At 71.8% G+C, this 19,552-nt stretch carries 15 protein-coding genes; 7 read left to right on the top strand and 8 right to left on the bottom strand.

Going from position 1 to position 19,552, the window contains the following annotated elements:
• Window positions 1-13: 13 nt before the first annotated feature.
• Window positions 14-2,695 (bottom strand): HAD-IC family P-type ATPase, encoded by a 2,682-nt coding sequence (locus KF823_04095; GenBank protein ID MBX3725078.1) that lies wholly within the window; start codon window positions 2,693-2,695, stop codon window positions 14-16.
• 782 nt (window positions 2,696-3,477) lie between these two features.
• Here KF823_04095 and cls point away from each other — a divergent pair.
• Together cls and KF823_04085 are read left to right on the top strand one after the other, a co-directional pair.
• Window positions 3,478-4,911 (top strand): cardiolipin synthase, encoded by a 1,434-nt coding sequence (gene cls, locus KF823_04090; GenBank protein MBX3725077.1) that lies wholly within the window; start codon window positions 3,478-3,480, stop codon window positions 4,909-4,911.
• Window positions 4,912-5,391: 480 nt separating this feature from the next.
• A complete protein-coding gene (locus KF823_04085) occupies window positions 5,392-5,550 on the top strand; it encodes a DUF3309 domain-containing protein (protein ID MBX3725076.1) in 159 nt (52 codons plus the stop codon).
• Window positions 5,551-5,736: 186 nt separating this feature from the next.
• Here KF823_04085 and ispD read toward each other — a convergent pair whose 3' ends face one another.
• The 5 genes from ispD to KF823_04060 all read right to left on the bottom strand — a co-directional run bounded on the left by ispD (window position 5,737) and on the right by KF823_04060 (window position 10,797).
• Complete coding sequence (gene ispD, locus KF823_04080) at window positions 5,737-6,423, bottom strand: 2-C-methyl-D-erythritol 4-phosphate cytidylyltransferase (GenBank protein ID MBX3725075.1); 687 nt, start codon at window positions 6,421-6,423, stop codon at window positions 5,737-5,739.
• Window positions 6,420-6,725 carry a cell division protein FtsB gene (ftsB, locus tag KF823_04075; GenBank protein ID MBX3725074.1) on the bottom strand — a complete coding sequence of 102 codons (306 nt, stop codon included), beginning with the start codon at window positions 6,723-6,725 and terminating at the stop codon, window positions 6,420-6,422. Before ftsB ends, ispD begins: the two co-directional genes overlap by 4 nt.
• 205 nt (window positions 6,726-6,930) lie before the next feature.
• Window positions 6,931-8,226: a phosphopyruvate hydratase gene (gene eno / locus KF823_04070; protein MBX3725073.1), complete on the bottom strand. Its 1,296-nt coding sequence runs from the start codon at window positions 8,224-8,226 to the stop codon at window positions 6,931-6,933.
• Window positions 8,227-8,273: 47 nt separating this feature from the next.
• Window positions 8,274-9,089, bottom strand: coding sequence for a 3-deoxy-8-phosphooctulonate synthase (kdsA, locus tag KF823_04065; protein MBX3725072.1), 816 nt, complete (start codon window positions 9,087-9,089; stop codon window positions 8,274-8,276).
• A gap of 43 nt (window positions 9,090-9,132) precedes the next feature.
• A complete protein-coding gene (locus KF823_04060) occupies window positions 9,133-10,797 on the bottom strand; it encodes a CTP synthase (protein MBX3725071.1) in 1,665 nt (554 codons plus the stop codon).
• 88 nt (window positions 10,798-10,885) lie between these two features.
• On the opposite strand from KF823_04060, the gene egtB reads away from it, so the two are divergent.
• The 5 genes from egtB to KF823_04035 all read left to right on the top strand — a co-directional run bounded on the left by egtB (window position 10,886) and on the right by KF823_04035 (window position 16,451).
• Window positions 10,886-12,157 (top strand): ergothioneine biosynthesis protein EgtB, encoded by a 1,272-nt coding sequence (gene egtB, locus KF823_04055; GenBank protein MBX3725070.1) that lies wholly within the window; start codon window positions 10,886-10,888, stop codon window positions 12,155-12,157.
• 20 nt (window positions 12,158-12,177) lie between these two features.
• Window positions 12,178-13,152 carry an L-histidine N(alpha)-methyltransferase gene (gene egtD, locus KF823_04050; protein MBX3725069.1) on the top strand — a complete coding sequence of 325 codons (975 nt, stop codon included), beginning with the start codon at window positions 12,178-12,180 and terminating at the stop codon, window positions 13,150-13,152.
• Window positions 13,153-13,260: 108 nt separating this feature from the next.
• Window positions 13,261-15,141 (top strand): DNA topoisomerase IV subunit B, encoded by a 1,881-nt coding sequence (gene parE, locus KF823_04045; protein MBX3725068.1) that lies wholly within the window; start codon window positions 13,261-13,263, stop codon window positions 15,139-15,141.
• 177 nt (window positions 15,142-15,318) lie between these two features.
• A complete protein-coding gene (locus tag KF823_04040) occupies window positions 15,319-15,678 on the top strand; it encodes a DUF2384 domain-containing protein (GenBank protein ID MBX3725067.1) in 360 nt (119 codons plus the stop codon).
• Window positions 15,675-16,451, top strand: coding sequence for an RES family NAD+ phosphorylase (locus KF823_04035; GenBank protein ID MBX3725066.1), 777 nt, complete (start codon window positions 15,675-15,677; stop codon window positions 16,449-16,451). The genes KF823_04040 and KF823_04035 overlap by 4 nt, the downstream gene beginning before the upstream one ends.
• A 52-nt stretch (window positions 16,452-16,503) precedes the next feature.
• On the opposite strand, the gene KF823_04030 is transcribed toward KF823_04035, so the two are convergent.
• Together KF823_04030 and KF823_04025 are read right to left on the bottom strand one after the other, a co-directional pair.
• On the bottom strand, window positions 16,504-17,664 hold the full coding sequence (locus KF823_04030) for an epimerase (GenBank protein MBX3725065.1): 1,161 nt from the start codon (window positions 17,662-17,664) through the stop codon (window positions 16,504-16,506).
• Window positions 17,665-18,022: 358 nt separating this feature from the next.
• Complete coding sequence (locus KF823_04025; GenBank protein MBX3725064.1) at window positions 18,023-19,060, bottom strand: hypothetical protein; 1,038 nt, start codon at window positions 19,058-19,060, stop codon at window positions 18,023-18,025.
• Window positions 19,061-19,552 lie beyond the last annotated feature (492 nt).

The following is a 19,552-nucleotide window of genomic DNA, read 5'->3' as shown; positions in this document are numbered from 1 at the left end:
TGCCCTGCTCCCGTCAGGCACCGCGGCGCCCGCGCAGCAGGCGGGACAGCCACTTCTCGATCTCCAGCACGGTGAGCAGCGCGATGCCCGCGAGCACGGGCACCAGCAGCTGGCCGAGACTGAGCGGCCGGGTGTCGAACAGCCACTGCATGGGCGGCAGGTAGACGAAGGCCAGCTGCAGCACGGTCACCGCCGCGACCGCGAGCAGCACGGCCGGCGTGCCGAGCACCCCCGGCCAGTCCAGCGAGCTGCGATGCAGGAAGCGGATGCTGAACAGGTAGAAGACCTCGAGCGAGACCACGGTCGAGACCACCAGGGTGCGTGCGGCCTCCAGGCCGGCCCCGGTCTGCTTTGCCCAGGCGAACACCGCGAAGGCGCACAGGGCGAACAGCACGCTGACCAGCACCACGCGCCACAGCAGGAACGCCGACAGCAGGTTCTCGCGCGACGGCCTGGGGGGCCTGCGCATGACGTCGGGCTCGCCCGGCTCGAATGCGAAGGTCAGGCCCAGGGTGACTGCGGTGACCATGTTGATCCAGAGGATCTGCACTGGCGTGATCGGCAGGGTCAGTCCCATCGCCAGCGCCGCGAGGATGACCAGCGCCTCGCCGCCGTTGGTCGGCAGCGCCCAGGCGACGCTCTTCTTGATGTTGTCGTAGATGGTGCGGCCCTCGCGCACCGCCGCCACGATCGAGGCGAAATTGTCGTCGACAAGCACGACCTTGGCGGCTTCCTTGGCGACGTCCGTGCCGGTGCGGCCCATGGCCACACCGACATCCGCGCGCTTGAGCGCCGGCGCGTCGTTGACGCCGTCGCCGGTCATCGCCACCACGGCGCCATCGGCCTGCAGGGCCTGCACCAGGCGCAGCTTGTGCTCCGGGCTGGTACGCGCGAACACGCCCGTGGCCAGGGCCAGGCGACGCAGCTGCGCATCGTCGCGATGCTCCAGGTCGGCGCCGGTCACCACGTCGCCGGCGTGGGCCAGGCCGAGCTCGGCGGCGATCGCCGCGGCGGTCACCGCATGGTCGCCGGTGATCATCTTCACCTCGATGCCGGCCTGCCGGCACTCGGCGACCGCGGCGATCGCCTCGGCGCGCGGCGGGTCGATCAGTCCGACCAGGCCGTGCAGCTGCAGCACGCCGTGCAGGCTGTCCGCGGTCAGCCGGTCCGGCAGCGACGGCAGCACCGCGCCGGCCAGGGCAAGCACGCGCTGGCCGTCGCGCCCCAGGGACTCGACCTGGTCGTGCCACCACTGCGGCTCGCGCCCGCCGGTGCGGCCTTCGCACAGCGCAAGGACCTGCTCCGGGGCGCCCTTCACCGCAAGCAGGGCGCCGCCGTCCGGATGCGGGTGCACGGTGGCCATGTAGCGGTGCGCGGCGTCGAAGGGCACCTCATCGGTACGCGGCCATTCCGAGGCCAGGTCGGACAGGTCGATGCCGGTGCGGGCCGCCAGGACCAGCAGGGCGCCCTCCATGGGATCGCCGTCGACGCCCCAGGCGCCGTCGCGTTCGTGCAGGGCGGCGTCGTTGCAGAGCGCAGCCGCCCGCGCCAGGTCATCCGGCGGGACGGCCGATGCGGTGAGGGCCCGAAGCGTTCCCGTAGGTTGGTAGCCGACCCCTTCCACCTGCCAGTCGCCGGCGGCCGTCACCACCCGCGCAACGGTCATCTCGTTGCGGGTGAGGGTGCCGGTCTTGTCGGAACAGATGACGCTGACCGAGCCCAGGGTCTCCACGGCCGGCAGCTGGCGGACGATGGCGTTGCGCCCTGCCATCCGCTGCACGCCCAGGGCCAGGGTGATGGTGACGATCACCGGCAGGCCCTCGGGAATCGCCGCAACGGCGATGCCCACCGCGGTCATGAAGGCCTCGTCCAGCGCATAGCCGGCCAGTTTCCAGGCCGCCAGGAGGGCGATAACGGAGACCACCAGGATGACCACCGTCAGCCGCGAGGCGAACACGTTCATCTGGCGCAGCAAGGGTGTCTGCGGGGCACTGACGCCGGCCAGCAGGTGGCTGATCCGGCCCAGCTCGGTGGCCGGGCCGGTGGCCACCACCACGCCCTCGCCGCTGCCTGCCGCGACCAGGGTGCCCGACCAGGCCATGCTGGCGCGGTCGCCCAGCTGGGCGCCCGCCGGCACGGGCGCATCGTCCTTGCCGACCGCCACCGACTCGCCGGTCAGCGCCGATTCCTCGATGCGCAGGTTGCTGGCCCGAAGCAGGCGCAGGTCGGCCGGTACCCGGTCACCAGCCTGGAGCAGCACGATGTCGCCCGGCACCACCTCGACGGCATCGATTCCCGCGCGCCGACCCTCGCGACGCACCGTGGCCCGCGACGAGAGCATGCCGCGCACCGCCGCCAGCGCCTGTTCGGCGCGGCCCTCCTGGATGAAGCCGACCGCGACGTTGACCACCACGACGGCGGCGATCACCACGGCGTCCAGGGCATGGTCGAGCAACAGGGCACCGGCCGCCGCGACCAGCAGCACCCAGGAGAACAGGTTGTCCATCTGGGCGAGCAGGCGGCGCCAGGCCGGGCGGCCTGCGGCCACCTCGATGCGATTGGCGCCATGCCGGGCACGCGCGCGTCCGACCTCGTCCGCGGACAGGCCCTCGCGACGGCTGCCGAAGGCAGCCAGCGCCTGTTCGGCGGACTGCGCATGCCAGGCGCTGCCGTGCTTGCCTGCGGTTTCGTCCATATCCGCAATCATGCCAGCACGGGCCGGCGGCGACGCGATGCTCGCACCTGTGCAGCCAGGCGTTCGCCCACGCGGTACGACGGCAGGCCGCGGACCGACGACGCCGGACGCATCGATGGAACCGGAGGGTCGTCGCGTCTCACCCAACGGTCGGGAAGCGCTGGTCGGACTTCGCTGAGCAGAGCGCGCTGCGCTCCCCTCTCCCTGACCCGATTAGCGTCGTGTCTCAGCTCAGGATCGGGGCCAAGGGCCAGGACCCGGCGATCGGTGTGCGGAACGCGCTGTGCTCCCCTCTCCCTGAGGGAGAGGGGCCGGGGGAGAGGGCCGGGGCTTGCCATGATCTGCATCTTTGCCGGCCCAGCGGCGCGCGCTGCTCAGGGCAGCCCTCTCCCCCGCCCCTCCCCCGCAGGCGGGGGAGGGGAGAAGTGCGGTGCCATCGCACCGGCGACACGCCGCCTGGGAGCGGGCTGGGACACGACGCTGATCAGGCCTGTGGGAGAGGGGCCGGGGGAGAAGGTCGGGGCTTGCCATGATCCGCATCGTTGCCGGCCCAGCGGCGCCGCCCTGGCCCGGGCGGCCCTCTCCCTCCCCCGCAAGCGGGGGATAGGGGAGGAGTGCGGTGCCGTCGCACCGGCGAGAGGCCGCCTGGCCGTGGGCTGAGACGCGACGCCAATCAGATCCGAAAGACGGACCAGAGCCCACAGGTCCCGCCTTCACCCGCAGCCAGCCTGCGGCGCAGGCACCCGGCTGGTACGCTGCCGGCAAGGCCGAGGGGGAATGGCGTGATGGTGGAATGGACCGGCCTGAGCCTGCTCGGCCTGTTGCTGCTGATGGCCTGGCTGGCCGCCCTGCCCAGTGCCGCCCGGGCGATCATGCACACCCGCACCGCCCAGGGCGCCGCCGCCTGGGTGCTCGCCCTGCTGCTGATGGCGCCGCTCACCCTGCCCTTCTACTGGGTACTGGGGCGCACCAAGTTCAGCGGCTACGTGATCCGACGCCGCAAGGTGATGGCGCGTGCCAGCGATGTCCTGAAACTGGACGACGAGATGGCGCGCCATCGGCACGCCCCGCCAGCGCCCCTGGACGACATCGACGGCCTGGCCCGCCGACTCGGCGTCTACGGATTCACGGGCGGCAACCGCGTCGAAATTCTGATCGACGGCGAGGCCACCTACGCGTCGATGCTGGCCGCGATCGCCGCGGCGCGCGAGTTCGTGCTGGTGCAGTTCTACATCGTCCGCGACGACGGCATCGGCCAGCGCCTGCACGACGCCCTCGCCGAACGCGCCGCGGCGGGCGTGAAGGTGCATTTCCTCTACGACGAGGTCGGCTCGAGCCTGGGACGCGCCTATCTGGCCGGGTTGCGGCGGGCCGGCGTGCACTGCCATCCGTTCGACCCTGGCCGCAAGGGCAGCCGGTTGCAGATCAACTTCCGGAACCACCGCAAGGTGCTGGTGGTCGACGGCACGGTTGCCTTCATCGGCGGCCACAACATCGGCGACGATTATCTGGGCCTGCATCCGCGCGTCGGCCAGTGGCGCGACACCCATCTGCGCATCGAGGGCCCAGCCGCGGCCCAGGCACAGGTGGCGTTCTTCAAGGACTGGTTCTGGGCCTGCGATGCCGCGCCCGACGTGCCCTTCCACGTCCGGCCCGCTGAAGGCGGCTCGGCCGAGGTGCTGGTCTGGCCGACCGGTCCGGCCGACCCGCAGCCGGAATGCCTGATGGCCCACCTGGCCGCGATCGGCACGGCACGCCAGCGCCTGTGGCTGGCGACCCCCTATTTCGTGCCGCCGGAAGCGGTGCTGCAGGCGCTGCGGCTCGCGCTGCTGCGCGGCGTCGATGTCCGCATCCTGGTGCCTGGCTGGAACGACAACCGCGTGGTCGGCTGGGCCAGCCAGGTGCACCTGGCGGACCTGGCCGGCTGCGGTGCCCACGTCCACCGCTGGCCGCGCGGCTTCATGCACCAGAAGGTCCTGCTGGCAGACGACTGCCTGACCATGGTCGGCACCGCCAACCTCGACAACCGCTCGATGTTCATCAACTTCGAGATCACCGCGCTGTGCGTGCACGCCCCGCTGGTCGCCGAGGTCGCGGCCATGCTCGAGCGGGATTTCCAACGGGCGCCCAGGGTCTCGCAGGACGAGTTCCGGAACGCCCGCTACTGGCACCGCCTGCGTTGCCGCGCGGCGAACCTGGTCTCGCCGATGCTCTGAAACTGTGGCCGGTCCGTCGCCGGACAGGGACCAGCAAGGCCGGATGACGGCGCAGCGCCGCAGCGTCCCGCCGTCGGCGGCGAGGCTGGCCCGCGCATTGGGCCAGGACACTCGCCCAGGCCGCTGTGTGAACGCCGAACTGCGCGCCGTGGCGCGATCTCGGCGGCCTCGCCACGCGTCCGATGAACCCGCCGGGCCAGGGCGCAACGCAAGCCGGTCACTGCAAGCTGCACGAACGCCCGCCCGCGCCGGCAACGATGTTCAGGCCCAGATGCCTCGCGCCGACTGCCGGTCGCGGCTGCCCGGCTGTCGGCGGACCCCTGTCGCCAGCAGCAGAATCAGGCGTCTGCGCACCGGCGGCCAGCCGCGGACCGGCACCGCGCCCACCGGCAGCAGAGTCCGGCGTCGGGTTGGCACGGCACGTGCGGATCCGCCCGGCGATGGATCCCGCCGGGGTCCGCTTGCCCGAAGGAGCGTCTCATGTCCCTTTCCCTCCTCCTGCTGATCATCGTCATCATCCTGCTGGTCGGCGCGGTGCCGGCATGGCCGTACAGCCGCGGCTGGGGCTATGCGCCCAGCGGCATCCTCGGCGTCGTGCTGCTGGTCGTGCTGATCCTGCTGCTGACCGGCAGGCTCTGAGGACGGCGAAACGCGGCCGGCCTGTCCCGGTGACGGTCCCCGGATCGGGCACGCAGGTGTCCGATCCGGGGGGGGGGCGACCGGCTGCGTGCCCAGGCTGGTCAGGCAGGCTCGCGCCGGCACCGGCACCCGACTGCACCGCATCCCTTCCCGTTCGGCCGAAGCACAGCGTCCGGCGGATTTCGCTCAGCGCTGCTGCCGTCCAAGCCACCAGGCGGCCAGCGCAAGGTCCTCGCCGGTGGTCACCTTGAGGTTGGAGGCGCGACCGGGAACCAGACGGGGAAAGCATCCCAGCCGCTCCATCGCTGCGGCTTCGTCGGTCGGTCTGGCGCCGGCCACGACGGCCTCGGCGAGCGCACGCCGCAGCGGCTCGCGACGGAACATCTGCGGGGTCAACGCCCGCCAGGCGTCCGCGCGATCGATCGTGGCGCAGGCATCGCCCTGCGCATCCGCGCGCTTCAGCGTGTCGGCGACCGGCACGGCCAGCAGCGCCCCGACAGGATGATCGCGAACGGCCAGCAGCGCGTCGATCTCGGCGTGGCTCAGGCACGGCCGCGCGGCGTCGTGCACCAGGACCCAGTCATCGGCATCGACTTCCGCAGGCAGCGCCTGCAACCCGGCCAGCACCGAATCGCAACGTTCCTCGCCCCCCACGGCGGTATGCACCGGCTTGCCCGCGACCCGCGTCCATCCGGGCCAATGCGGGTCCTCGGCCGCCAGCACCACCAGGGCACCAGCGATCCGTGGGTGCTCGAGCAGGCTCTCCAGGGTCCAGGCGAGCATCGGTCGCCCGGCGAGGTCGGCGTACTGCTTGGGCAAGGCCAGTCCGGCACGGCTGCCGCAACCCGCCGCCGGCACCACCACCCAGGTCACCGGCGCCGTTCCTCGGACGCGTGGGGCGCGCCCTGCGTCGGATCGGCGCCGATCACCTGGTGGAACACCTCGCCCGGCGCCACCAGACCCAGCTCGGCTCGCGCGCGCTCCTCGATCGCCTCGCGACCTTCCTTCAGGTTGCGGACCTCGGCGGCCAGGGCGGCATTGCGCGTGCGCAGGCGCTCGTTCTCCTGGCGCTGCGCGGCGATCGACTGCTCGAGCCCTTCGACCTTGCGGCGTCCCTCGGCCCCCCACAGTCGCAGCTGCAGGACCACGATCAACAGCAGCAGCACAAGGGTCAGCACACGCTGCATGGCATTCCGGGAGGCTTGGATGGCGGCGGCCGGACCGGGCAGGGCTGGCGCGCCGACAGTCTAGCCCGGACATGGCTCAAGGTCGCGGACAAACGCCCGTCGCCAGGCGACCGGCCCAGTGCCGCACCCGGCCTCCGCGCCGGCAGCAGTCGACGGCGATCGGCGGCCGGTACGCTGGCCGGTCCTGTCGCGACTAGCCTGGCAGACGGTCCAGGTTGGGGAAAGCGCGCCGGCCGGCATAGCGGGCCCGGTCGCCCAGCGCCTCCTCGATGCGCAGCAACTGGTTGTACTTGGCGACCCGGTCGGACCGGCACAGCGAACCGGTCTTGATCTGGGTGGCGCTGGTCGCTACCGCCAGGTCGGCGATGGTGGTGTCCTCGGTCTCGCCGGAACGGTGCGAGATCACCTGCGCATAGCGGGCCTTCTCGGCCATCGCGATGGCATCGAAGGTCTCGCTGAGCGTGCCGATCTGGTTGACCTTGATCAGGATGGCGTTGCCGATGCCCTTCTCGATGCCCTGGCGCAGGATGGCCGGGTTGGTGACGAACAGGTCGTCGCCGACCAGCTGGACGCGCCGGCCCAGTCGTTCGCTGAGCAGGCGCCAGCCAGCCCAGTCGTCCTCGGCCATGCCGTCCTCGATGCTGACGATCGGGTAGCGGTCGCACCAGTCGGCGAGCAGCCCGGTGAAGCCCTCGGCATCGAGGCTGCGGCCTTCGCCCTCGAGGTGGTAGCGGCCTTCGCGATGGAATTCCGAGCTGGCGACGTCGAGGCCGAGCAGCACCTGGCTGCCGGCCCGGTAGCCGGCGTCGGCGACCGCCTTCAGGATCACCTCGATGGCTTCCTCGTTGGACTTCAGGTCCGGCGCGAAGCCGCCCTCGTCGCCGACCGCCGTGGCCAGGCCGCGGCCGCGCAGCACCGCCTTGAGCGCGTGGAACACCTCGACGCCGCAGCGCAGCGCCTCGGAGAAGCGGTCGAAGCCGACCGGCAGGATCATGAACTCCTGCATGTCGACGTTGTTGTCGGCATGGGCGCCGCCGTTGATGATGTTCATCATCGGCACCGGCAGGATGCCCTCGCGGCCGCCGAGCAGGTTCTCCCACAGCGGCTTGCCGGCCGCCGCGGCGGCGGCGTGCGCGGCCGCCATCGACACCCCGAGCAGGGCGTTGGCGCCGAGGTTGCCCTTGTTGTCGGTGCCGTCGAGCGCGATCAGCTGCTCGTCCAGACCGCGCTGGTCGGCGGCATCGAAGCCCTCCAGGACCTCGGCGATGCGGCCGTTGACGTTGGCCACCGCCCGGCTCACGCCCTTGCCCAGATAGCGCGCCTTGTCGCCGTCGCGCAGCTCGATCGCCTCGCGGGCGCCGGTCGACGCACCCGACGGCACCGCCGCGCGACCGACATGGCCGCCTTCGACCTGGACCTCTGCCTCGAGCGTGGGATTGCCGCGGGAATCGAGGATCTCGCGGGCGTGGATGCGGGTGATGGTGGGCATTGCGACTCCGGACGATAGGGTGGTGCTGGCGGAAGGCGTCGGCGCAGTCAGGGTCGCCGCTTGCCGACCCGATCCAGCTCCAGGAGGGTTTCCAGCAAGGGCCCCATCTGGCCGAGCGGCCAGGCGTTGGGACCGTCGGACAGGGCCTTGTCGGGGTCGGGATGGGTTTCCATGAACAGGCCGGCGATGCCGACCGCCACGGCGGCCCGCGACAGGGCCGGCACGAACTCGCGCTGGCCGCCGGAGCTGGCGCCCTGGCCGCCAGGCAGCTGGACCGAATGGGTGGCGTCGAACACCACCGGGCAGCCGGTCTCGCGCATCACCACAAGGGAGCGCATGTCCGAGACCAGGTTGTTGTAGCCGAAGCTGGCGCCGCGCTCGCAGACCATGAGCTGGTCGTTGCCGGTGGCGCGCGCCTTCTCGACCACGTGCTTCATGTCCCAGGGCGCCAGGAACTGGCCCTTCTTGATGTTCACCGGCCGGCCGGCGCGGGCGACGTTCTGGATGAAGTCGGTCTGCCGGCACAGGAAGGCCGGCGTCTGCAGCACGTCGACGACGTCGGCGACCTCGGCCATCGGCGTGTATTCGTGGACGTCGGTGAGCAGGGGCAGGGCGAGCTGGCGCTTGACCTCGGCCAGCACGCGCAGGCCCTCGGCCATGCCCGGGCCGCGGAAGCTGCCCGCCGAGGAGCGGTTCGCCTTGTCGAAGCTGCTCTTGAAGATGAAGGGGATGCCGAGCCGGCCGGTGATCTCCTTGAGCGTGCCGGCGGTGTCCACCTGCAACTGCTCGGACTCGACCACGCAGGGACCAGCGATCAGGAAGAACGGGCGGTCGTTGCCGACCTCGAAACCGCACAGATTCATCGATGTCTGCCGTGGGGGGCTGCGGTGGATAGGAAATGCGGGATCATGCGGTGGCGAGCGCGCCCTCGGCCTGGTGCCGACGGGAGCGCTCGGCCAGGGCCGCCTTGACGAAGCCCGAGAACAGCGGGTGGCCGTCGCGCGGCGTCGAGGTGAACTCGGGGTGCGCCTGGCAGGCCAGGAACCAGGGGTGGTCGCGCAGCTCGACCATCTCCACCAGGGAGCCGTCCAGGGAGACAGCGCTCATCACCATGCCGTGCTGTTCCAGGATCGCCCGGTAGCGGTCGTTGAACTCGTAGCGGTGGCGGTGGCGCTCGCGCGCCTCGTCGCTGCCGTACAGACGATGCGCCAGCGTGCCCGGAGCGATCCGGCATGGCTGGGCGCCCAGGCGCATGGTGCCGCCCTTGTCCGAGGCCTCGTCGCGCTGCTCGACCGCGCCGGTCTCGGTGCGCCACTCGGTGATCAGGGCGATCACCGGATGCGGGCTGGTGCGGTCGTTCTCGCTGCTGTTGGCGCCCTCCAGGCCGGCGACGTGGCGGGCGAAGTCGACCACCGCCGCATGCATGCCGTAGCAGATGCCGAAATACGGGATGCCGCGCTCGCGCGCGTACTGCGCGGCCAGCACCTTGCCCTCGAAGCCGCGCTTGCCGAAGCCGCCGGGCACCAGGATGCCGTCGGCGCCGGCCAGCAGGCCGGTGCCCTGGCGCTCGATGTCGTCGGCCTCGATCCAGCGCAGGTCGACGCGCACCGCCTGGCGCAGGCCACCGTGGATCAGCGCCTCGCCGATCGACTTGTAGGCGTCCTTGTGCTCGACGTACTTGCCGACGATGGCGATGCTGACCGACTGCCGCGGATTCTCGTAGGCATCGACCGCCCGCTCCCATTCCGACAGGTCGGCCTCGTGGGCCTTGCCGGCCAGCCCCAGGCGGTCGACGACGATGGCGTCCAGGCCCTGGGCGTGCAGCCACAGCGGGATGCGGTAGATGCTGGGCAGGTCGACGGCGTTGATCACCGCCTTCTCGGGGACATTGGTGAACAGCGCGATCTTGCGGCGCTCGCTGTCCGGCAGCGGCTGCTCGGAGCGGCACAGCAGGACGTCGGGCTGGATGCCGATGGTGCGCAGTTCCTTGACGGAATGCTGGGTCGGCTTGGTCTTCAGCTCGCCGGCGGCCTTGATGTACGGCACCAGGGTCAGGTGCATGAACAGGGTCTTGTCGGTGCCGCGCTCGATGCGCAGCTGGCGGATCGCCTCCAGGAACGGCAGCGACTCGATGTCGCCGACCGTGCCGCCGATCTCGACCAGGCCGACGTCGAAGCCGGCGGTGGCCTCGTCTATGCAGCGCTTGATCTCGTCGGTGACGTGAGGGATCACCTGCACGGTCGCGCCCAGGTAGTCGCCGCGGCGTTCCTTGCGCAGGACGTTCTCGTAGATGCGCCCGGTGGTGACCGCATTGCGCCGGGTCAGCCGGGTACGCACGAAGCGCTCGTAATGGCCCAGGTCGAGGTCGGTCTCGGCGCCGTCGTCCAGCACGAACACCTCGCCGTGCTGGTAGGGGCTCATCGTGCCCGGGTCGACGTTGATGTAGGGGTCCAGCTTCATCAGCGTCACGCGCAGGCCGCGAGACTCCAGGATGGCAGCCAGGGACGCCGCGGAAATGCCCTTGCCCAGCGAGGACACGACGCCGCCGGTCACGAAAATCAGTGGGGTCATGGTGGTCGCACCGTGAAAGGTGAATTCTAGCAGGCCGGGGCGACGGCCATGCCATCGCCTCCACGGAGCGCGGTGCTAAGGTCCGGCCATGACTGTCCACACCGGCCAGCCGCCCGCCCCGGAACTCGACGCCGTGGCGCTGGCGGCGCGCTTTCGCGCCATTCGCGCCGCCAGCACCGCCCTTGTGGCCGGTCTCGATGCCGAGGACCTGGTGCCACAGTCGATGCCGGACGCCAGCCCCGGCAAGTGGCACCTTGCGCATACCACCTGGTTCTTCGAGGCTATGGTGCTGATGCCGCTGGCCGGCCAGCCACCCGCGGACCGGCGCTGGCACTACCTGTTCAACTCCTATTACGAGGCGCTCGGGCCCCGGCAGCCGCGTCCGCAGCGCGGCCTGCTGACCCGGCCGTCGCTGGCCGAGGTGCTGGCCTGGCGGGCCGATGTCGAGGACCGGGTACTGGCCCTGCTGGCGGCCGGTCCGCCGCCCGGGGCTGCGGAACTGCTGGCGCTGGGCTGCCAGCACGAGCAGCAGCACCAGGAGCTGCTGGTGACCGACCTCAAGCACCTGTTCGCGCAGAACGCGCTGGCGCCCTGCTGGCGGGGTCCGGCGCCGCCGATCGGTGGCAACCAGGCACCGATGACCGGCTGGCACCGCCACGATGCGGAAGGCCCGGCGGCGGTCGGTGCCGGCCAGGACGGTTTCGCGTTCGACAACGAGCGTCCCCGCCACACCGTCTGGCTGCGCCCGTTCGAGCTCGCCGACCGGCCGGTCAGCACGGGCGAATGGCTGGCCTTCATCGACGATGGCGGCTATAGCGACCCTGCCTTGTGGCTGGCCGACGGCTGGGCCGCGGTGCAGGCCGGCGACTGGCAGGCACCGCTGTACTGGCACCGTCCGGCGCCCGATGCGCCCTGGCGGCAGTTCACCGTCTGGGGCTGGCGCGACCTCGACCCTGCCGAGCCGGTCTGCCACCTTTCCTGCTACGAGGCGGACGCCTACGCGCGCTGGGCCGGTGCGCGCCTGCCCAGCGAGGCCGAGTGGGAGGCGATCGCGGCCCGCCAGGGACTGGACGGCGGCTTCGCCGACGCCGGCCGCCTGCACCCCGCGCCCCTGCACGGCCCGTCGCTGGGCGGCGAGGTCTGGGAGTGGACGGCCAGCGCCTACGCGCCCTACCCCGGCTTCCGTCCGCTGCCCGGCGCCGCCGGCGAGTACAACGGCAAGTTCATGTCCGGCCAGCGGGTGCTGCGCGGCGGCTCCTGCGCCAGTCCGCGCGACCATCTGCGGACGAGCTATCGCAACTTCTTCCCGCCCGCCGCGCGTTGGCAGTTCAGCGGCCTGCGCCTGGCCCGCGACCTGTGAACGCACCCGCCGACGCCGCCATGGACACCCCGCAGCCGACCCTGATCGACCTCAAGCCCGACCTGGCCAGCGTCGAGCAGGCGGTGCTCGAGGGGCTGGGCGCCGAGCCCAGGCGCCTGCCGGCCTGGCTGTTCTACGACGCCGAGGGATCGCGCCTGTTCGAAGCGATCTGCGAGCAACCCGAGTACTACCCGACGCGCACCGAGCTGGCCATCCTGCGCGAGCACGGGCCCGACATCGCCGCGACCCTGGGCGAAGGCTGCACCCTGGTCGAGCTGGGCTCGGGCTCCGAGCGCAAGGCCAAGGTGCTGCTGCGCCTGCTGCGCGCCCCGGACGGCTACATCGGCATCGATGTCTCCGCCGCGCAGCTGCGGACCGCCACGACGGCGCTTGCGCGCGCCTTCCCGGGACTGTCGGTGGCCGGCATCTGCGCCGATTTCGGCGACGATGGCGCCCTGCCGCTGGCCGAGCTGGCCGGCGACGGTCCGCTGGTGGGCTTCTTCCCGGGCTCGACGATCGGCAACATGACCCCGGACGAGGCGGTGGCCTTCCTGGCCGGTTGGGCGGAGCGTCTGGCGCCGGGCGGCATGCTGGTCGGCGTCGACCTGGTCAAGGACACGGCGGTGCTGGACGCCGCGTACAACGACGCCGCCGGCGTCACCGCGGCGTTCAACCGCAACATGCTCGTGCACATCGCGCGGCGCCTGGACACCGACCTCGACCCGGATGCCTTCGCGCACCGGGCGTTCTTCGACGAAACCGCCAGCCGGGTCGAGATGCACCTGGTGGCGCGCCGGGCGCACGTGGTGCGGGTCGGCGGCCACCGCTTCGAATTCCGCGCCGGCGAGTCCATCCACACGGAAAGCTCGCACAAGTTCAGCATCGAGGGCTTCCAGGACCTGGCCCGTCGTGCCGGCTTCCTGCCGTGCAAGGTCTGGACCGATCCGCGGCGCTGGTTCTCGGTGCACTACCTGGCCGCACCGCAGCGGCCCTGAATCACCCGACACGGGGATAGCAAAGCACCCTGCCGGGCGCAAGATTGCGCGCCGCCGGCCCAGGGCGCATGCTGCCCGGCCTCCCGCTTCGCCAGAATCCGCCCCGGAATGAGCCGTTACGACGCCGCCGACATCGAAGTCCTCTCCGGCCTGGATCCGGTCAAGCGCCGCCCGGGCATGTACACCGACACCACCCGGCCCAACCACCTGGCGCAGGAGGTGATCGACAACTCGGTGGACGAGGCCCTCGCCGGCCACGCGCGCACCATCGAGGTCAGCGTCTACAAGGACGGTTCGGTCGAGGTCGCCGACGATGGCCGCGGCATGCCGGTCGACATCCACCCCGAAGAGGGCATCCCCGGCGTCGAGCTGATCCTCACGCGCCTGCATGCCGGCGGCAAGTTCTCGAACCGCAACTACCGTTTCTCCGGCGGCCTGCACGGCGTCGGCGTGTCCGTGGTCAACGCCCTGTCGCAGCGCCTGGAGGTCCACGTCCGCCGCGGCGGCAGCGAGTACAAGATGGCGTTCGCGGACGGCGAGCCGGTCGAACCGCTGGCGGTGGTCGGCAGCGTCGGCAAGCGCAACACTGGCACCCGCGTGCAGTTCTGGCCCGACCCCAAGTACTTCGACAGCCCCCGGATCTCGCTCAGGCCGTTGCGCCACATCCTGCGCGCCAAGGCGGTGCTCTGCCCGGGCCTGGTGGTGCGCCTGTTCGACGAGGCCAGCGGCGAGCGCGAGGAGTGGTGCTACGCCGACGGCCTGCGCGACTACCTGCGCGGGCTGCTGGTCGACCAGCAGGTGCTGCCGGCCGAGCTGTTCCTGGGCGCCGTCGAGCGCGAGACCGACGTCTGCGAGTGGGCGCTGGCCTGGCTGCCCGAGGGCGAACTGGTGCAGGAGAGCTACGTCAACCTGATCCCGACCGCCCAGGGCGGCACCCACGTGAACGGACTGCGCAGCGGCCTGACCGACGCGCTGCGCGAGTTCTGCGATTTCCGCAACCTGCTGCCGCGCGGCGTCAAGCTGGCGCCCGAGGATGTCTGGGACCGGCTGTGCTTCATCCTGTCGGTGAAGATCGCCGATCCGCAGTTCTCCGGGCAGACCAAGGAGCGGCTCAGCTCGCGCACCGCCGCCGCCCTGGTCGAGAACGCCGTGCATGACGCCTTCTCGTTGTGGCTGAACCAGCACGTCGCGGTCGGCGAGGCGATCGCCCAGCTGGCCATCGAGCGCGCGCAGTCGCGGCTGAAATCCGAGAAGCAGGTGGTCCGCAAGAAAGTCAGCCAGGGTCCGGCGCTGCCCGGCAAGCTGGCCGACTGCATCAGCCAGGACCTCTCGCGCACCGAGCTGTTCCTGGTCGAAGGCGATTCCGCCGGCGGCAGCGCCAAGCAGGCCCGCGACAAGGACTTCCAGGCGATCCTGCCGCTGCGCGGCAAGATCCTCAATACCTGGGAAGTGGAATCCGGCTCGGTGCTGGCCAGCACCGAGGTGCACGACCTGGCGGTCGCGGCGGGCGTCGACCCGGGCAAGCCGGATCTCGCCGGGCTCCGCTACGGCAAGGTGATCATCCTGGCCGATGCCGACTCCGACGGCCTGCACATCGCCACCCTGCTGTGCGCCCTGTTCCTGCGCCACTTCCCGGCCCTGGTCGAGGCCGGCCACGTGTTCGTGGCGATGCCGCCGCTGTTCCGCGTCGACGTCGGCAAGCAGGTCCACTACGCGCTGGACGAGGCCGAGAAGAACGACCTGCTGGCGCGGATCGCCCGCGACAAGGTGCGCGGCCAGGTCACCGTGACCCGCTTCAAGGGGCTGGGCGAGATGAACCCCGGCCAGCTCCGGGAATCGGCCCTGCATCCGGACACCCGCCGCCTGTTGCGGCTCGACATCGACGATGCCGGCGAGACCCGCCAGCTCATGGACATGCTGCTGGCCAAGAAGCGCGCCAGCGACCGCAAGGCCTGGCTGGAGCGCAAGGGCAATCTGGCGGTGCTGTAGCACCGCCCCCCCCGGCGGGGCGCAGTCTCCGGTCCACACCAGGGACGTCGCGGCAGCCAGGCCGGCCGGTTGAAGCGCCCAACAGCGCAGGACCCGACCTCCAGGCGGCGCGCCCCCTGCGTGCAATACGCACCGGATACCCCTAAGCTGTGCACACAGCACAGACAGGAGACGGCCATGCGCAGTGCCCTCGCCCAACAACCCGAAGCCGGCGCCGTGCTCGCCGAGGCCCTGGTCAACGCCGGGCGCGAACTGGGCCTGAGCCAGGTCGAACTGGGGCGCGTGGTCGGCAAGGACCGCAGCGCGATCAGCCGTGGCCGGATCGACCCGGCCGGAAAGGCCGGCGAACTCGCCCTGTTGCTGATCCGGCTGTACCGGTCCCTGTACGTGCTGGTCGGCGGCGATACCGGCGCGATGCGGCACTGGCTTCGCACGGAGAACCTGCATACCGGCGGCGTGCCGGCCCGCCAGATCGCCACGGCGCAGGGACTGGTCGAGGTCGTCGCCTATCTCGACGCGCTGCGCGGCCGGTCGTGACCCGCCCGGGCAGCGGGTCGGAGACGCCGGACCTGTGGCGGGCGACCGGCGCCGCCGGCCAGGTGGGTCCGGTCGGCGGCACGCTGTTGCGCATGGTGGAAAGCCAGGCCCAGGTCGCCACCTCCGGCCTGGTCGACCGTCTGGACAAGCAGGCCGTGCTGGAGACCCTGCTGGACGCCAGCAAGCCGCCCCAGCGACCCGGCACCGAGAAGCTGCACTACCTGTTGGCAACGCCGTTCCGCTATCCGCCGTTGCGCCATGGCTCGCGCTTCGGGGGCCGCCACGAGCCCGCCCTGCTCTACGGCGCGCTCGGCCAGGATGCCCTGCTGGCGGAGGCCGCGTACTACCGCCTGGTGTTCTGGTCCGGCATGGCGACGCCGCCGCCTGGCCGCCTGACCACCCAGCACGCCGTGTTCTCGGTGCGCTACCGCAGCGACCTGGGGCTGCGGCTGCAGACACAGGCCTTCGCAACCTGGCGACGCGTTCTCGCCGATCCCGCCGACTATCGCGCCACCCAGGCGCTGGGCTCTGCCATGCGCGCCGCCGGCGTGCTGGCCTTCGAGTTCCCCTCGGCGCGCGATCCCACCGGCGGCAACAATGTCGGCCTGTTCTCCCCGGCGGCGCTGGCTGGACGGCGTCCCGATCGCCTGGAACCCTGGCTGGTGCAGACCGATGGCGAGGAAGTGGCCCTGCGCCGCCACGGTGGCGAGGTCTACCGCTACAGCCGCCGGCAGTTCGAGGTGGACGGCAGGCTGCCGATGCCTGCGCTTTGAGTGCGGCGACCGCACCGTCCGCGGAGGGCTGGCGCGGATCGCCGCGGTTGGTTCAGGACGCGGCCGCGCCGGGCCCGGCCGCCAGCAGGGCGAGCAGCTCCGTCTCCCGCTGCGGGCTGAGCCCGGCCCGCAGTTGCGCCTGGCGTTCGGCGGGCTGGCTTCGGAACCATTCAAGCGTGTCCACGGCGGTCTGGGCCAGCGGCCGGAACGACAGCCCCGCAGCCAGGGAGCGGGCGATGCTGCGGGTGTGGAAGCCGGCGGTGTCGCCGCGACCGGGGATCCACACCGGCAGGTCGGCCCAGGGCCGCACGCCATTCGCCTCCAGCCAGTCTGTGGCGGCCCAGTGCAGCCGCGCACCTGCGTTGCCGGTGGCCCGGATGCCGTACAGCATCGCAGCCATGCTCAGCGGGTAGTCCGGACCGATCGCGTTGAAGGCGCCGAACGATCGCTGCTCGGCCAGGCGGATGGTCCACTCCGCCAGGTCGCGGGCGTCGATGTACATCACCGGATCGCTGCCGTCGCCCGGGGCCAGCACATCGCCGCCGCGTGCCAGGCGCACCGGCCAGTAGGTGAAGCGGTCGGTCTCGTCCCCGGGTCCGACGATCAGGCCCGGCCGGACCAGGGTGGCGATGCCCGGAAACCGGCGCTCGGCCTCGCGCTCGCACTCGGCCTTGAGTGGCCCGTACAGCGACATGTCGGCGATCAGCGAGGCGCGGGTCTCGCGCATCACATCCTCGCCGGTGTAGGTGGCACGCGGTGCGTCCTCGTCCTGCCCGGGGGTGGCGTTGCCGGCGTAGGCCGACAGGGTCGAGATGAAGATGTACTGGCCGACCTTGCCCTCCAGCACATCGGCTACGTCGCGCACCCAGTGCGGCACGCTGGTCGGATTGTCGATGCAGACATCCCATTCCCGGCCGCGCAGCGCCTCCAGATCGCCGGTCTCGCGGTCGCCGGTGAGTTCCTCGACCTCGGCAGGCCAGTCCTGCGGCCTGCGTCCGCGGTTGAACAAGGTGATCTGGTGGCCACGGGCCAGGGCGTAGCGGACCTGGTGCGGGCCGGTGAAGCCGGTGCCGCCCAGGATGAGGATCTTCAAGGGCCGGGAGGCGCGACCGACGGCGGCGGGGCGACCGGACTGGCCGATCAGCGGGAGCGCGGCCAGTGCCGCGGCGCTGGCGGCGCCCAGGCGGATCAGGGATCGGCGGTTGAGGGTCATTTCGGGCTCCCGGCGGCGGCCACGGCATGTGGGCCAGCCGACGCTAGCGGCGGTCGCCCGCCGTTGCCCGTGCCACAGGTCGTGCCGCCGGCGATCGCGCGCCGGCCCGACGCGTGGTCGCGCCGGGCCGACGGGCTCGCCCCGATCAGAACAGCAGGGCGAACAGGATCAGCAGGGGGATGGGAATGCCCAGCAGCCACAACAGGATGTATTTCATGGGGTTGCTCCGTGGTTGGACAGGGAATCGGATTTCAGTGGCGAGGTCCGGGCTCGGCGCCAACCGGCGAACGGACGGCCCGCCGGCCGCAGGACACGCCGGCCGACGGGACGCGCTGGCTCACCCAGCCGGACCGAGCGCTCACAGATCACGCTGGCGCCCGCCGAAGGTCGCGAACAGGGCACCGGAGAAGGCACCCATCAACAGGGTGATGAACAGCCACAGCGATGCCCGGGCCGCGACCTTGCGCGCCTCGTCGGCCAGTTCCCTGGCTTCGGTCTCGGCGGACTCCAGGGCGCCGCTCAGGCGCGTCTGCACGGCCTCGACCCGGGCGCGGGCGCTGCGGTTGTCCATGCCGGTACGCAGGGCCACCCGCTGCGACAGGTAGTCCAGATCGTCGTCGTCCAGGCCCTCGCCGCGCAGGCCGTGATCCAGGATGCGGGCGATCTCGTCGCGCTCGCCGGGCGCGGCAGCCATCCGGACAGGGCGGCCGCGGACCGGCGCGCCATCGACCGTCGTGGCGTCCTCGCCCATGCCCGGAAGCACGCCGGCAGGCGACACCGGCGTGGCGCCCGTGCTGCCTTCGCCACCGCGCAGCAAGGCATCGACGTGGTAGGCCAGCAGACGGGCTCGAGGGCCATCGGGGGAGACCTCGCTGCCGGCCGCGCCGCCGGCGGCCACGGACGTCATCGTCGCACCGCCCAGGCCGGCGGCTGCGCGCGCGCCGGTCCCGAGGATGGTGGCGATGCTGGTGGTCAGGAAGGCGGCGGTCAGCAGGGTCGCCACCGCCCACGACAGCAGGCCGTGGGCGGTGTCGCGGAAGTAGGTCTCATCGCCGTGGACGCCGGTCCAGCGCCGGCGCAGCCGCCCGGCCAGGTAACCGCCGAGCCCCGACGCCGCCACCGCGGTGAAGCCGATCCACACGATGGTCGCCCAGCCCAGCGCTTCGGCAGAGACGCCCTCGTAGGCCCACGGCGACACCGACGACAGCCCCAGTCCGCTGCCCAGCATCACCAGGATCAGGGACAGCGCCGCTGCGGCCACCGCGCCGGCGAGGATCGCGGCCCAGGAGACGGCGGAACCATCGGCGACGGTGGCGACTACAGTGGTCGCGGCCACCGGCGGCGACCCGACGGGACGGCCATCGGGGCCGAGGGCGGGATTGAGGGGGTTGCTCATGACGGACCTCGCTGCGATCGGGGAAATGGTCCTGAGCCTGCGCAAGCGCCATGCCAGCCCATCCATCCCCTTGCCCGGGGGCGGGACGCCGGGGACCATCGTGCAGATCCGGCAGCTGCGCGTCGTTGGCCATGCATTCTGCAACCGTGCGCCGGGTGTCGCATCGCGGCTGCGCGGATCGCCACCCTCGGGGCAGGCGCCGACGGCCGGCGCGTGGCTGCGCATCGGCGTGGCCAGACCTGGACGCGAGCCACGCCGGCCATCCGTGCGACCCCGCAAGGGCGGCGCCCGACCCGGTTCGAGGGCGCCCTCGCCGACCCGCCATGCGCAGCCGAGCACGGCACCGACGCAGACCAGGCCTTGCAAGCGGCAGGCAACGGGGAGGCGCCTCTCGACGCGTGCTCACGGTGGCCGCCATGGCGGCCGGGCGCTGGAGCCCGCCGAATTTCGGGCTGCGCCTGTTCCGCTACCGCCCACCCGCCCGCGGAGTCG

It is taken from the genome of Lysobacterales bacterium, from assembly GCA_019634735.1.
Lineage (GTDB): Bacteria > Pseudomonadota > Gammaproteobacteria > Xanthomonadales > UBA2363 > Pseudofulvimonas.
The sequence above is the reverse complement of the archived record's forward strand: the minus strand, read 5'-3'. Positions and strand labels throughout refer to the sequence as shown.

What these genes read in the sequence shown, in the direction of transcription:
- kdsA (MBX3725072.1), bottom strand. Translation starts at nt 9,089, where the DNA reads ATGAATCTGTGCGGTTTCGAGGTCGGCAACGACCGCCCGTTCTTCCTG.
- KF823_04085 (MBX3725076.1), top strand. Translation starts at nt 5,392, where the DNA reads ATGTCCCTTTCCCTCCTCCTGCTGATCATCGTCATCATCCTGCTGGTC.
- egtD (MBX3725069.1), top strand. Translation starts at nt 12,178, where the DNA reads ATGGACACCCCGCAGCCGACCCTGATCGACCTCAAGCCCGACCTGGCC.
- KF823_04025 (MBX3725064.1), bottom strand. Translation starts at nt 19,060, where the DNA reads ATGAGCAACCCCCTCAATCCCGCCCTCGGCCCCGATGGCCGTCCCGTC.
- KF823_04030 (MBX3725065.1), bottom strand. Translation starts at nt 17,664, where the DNA reads ATGACCCTCAACCGCCGATCCCTGATCCGCCTGGGCGCCGCCAGCGCC.
- egtB (MBX3725070.1), top strand. Translation starts at nt 10,886, where the DNA reads ATGACTGTCCACACCGGCCAGCCGCCCGCCCCGGAACTCGACGCCGTG.
- KF823_04040 (MBX3725067.1), top strand. Translation starts at nt 15,319, where the DNA reads ATGCGCAGTGCCCTCGCCCAACAACCCGAAGCCGGCGCCGTGCTCGCC.
- KF823_04060 (MBX3725071.1), bottom strand. Translation starts at nt 10,797, where the DNA reads ATGACCCCACTGATTTTCGTGACCGGCGGCGTCGTGTCCTCGCTGGGC.
- parE (MBX3725068.1), top strand. Translation starts at nt 13,261, where the DNA reads ATGAGCCGTTACGACGCCGCCGACATCGAAGTCCTCTCCGGCCTGGAT.
- KF823_04095 (MBX3725078.1), bottom strand. Translation starts at nt 2,695, where the DNA reads ATGGACGAAACCGCAGGCAAGCACGGCAGCGCCTGGCATGCGCAGTCC.
- eno (MBX3725073.1), bottom strand. Translation starts at nt 8,226, where the DNA reads ATGCCCACCATCACCCGCATCCACGCCCGCGAGATCCTCGATTCCCGC.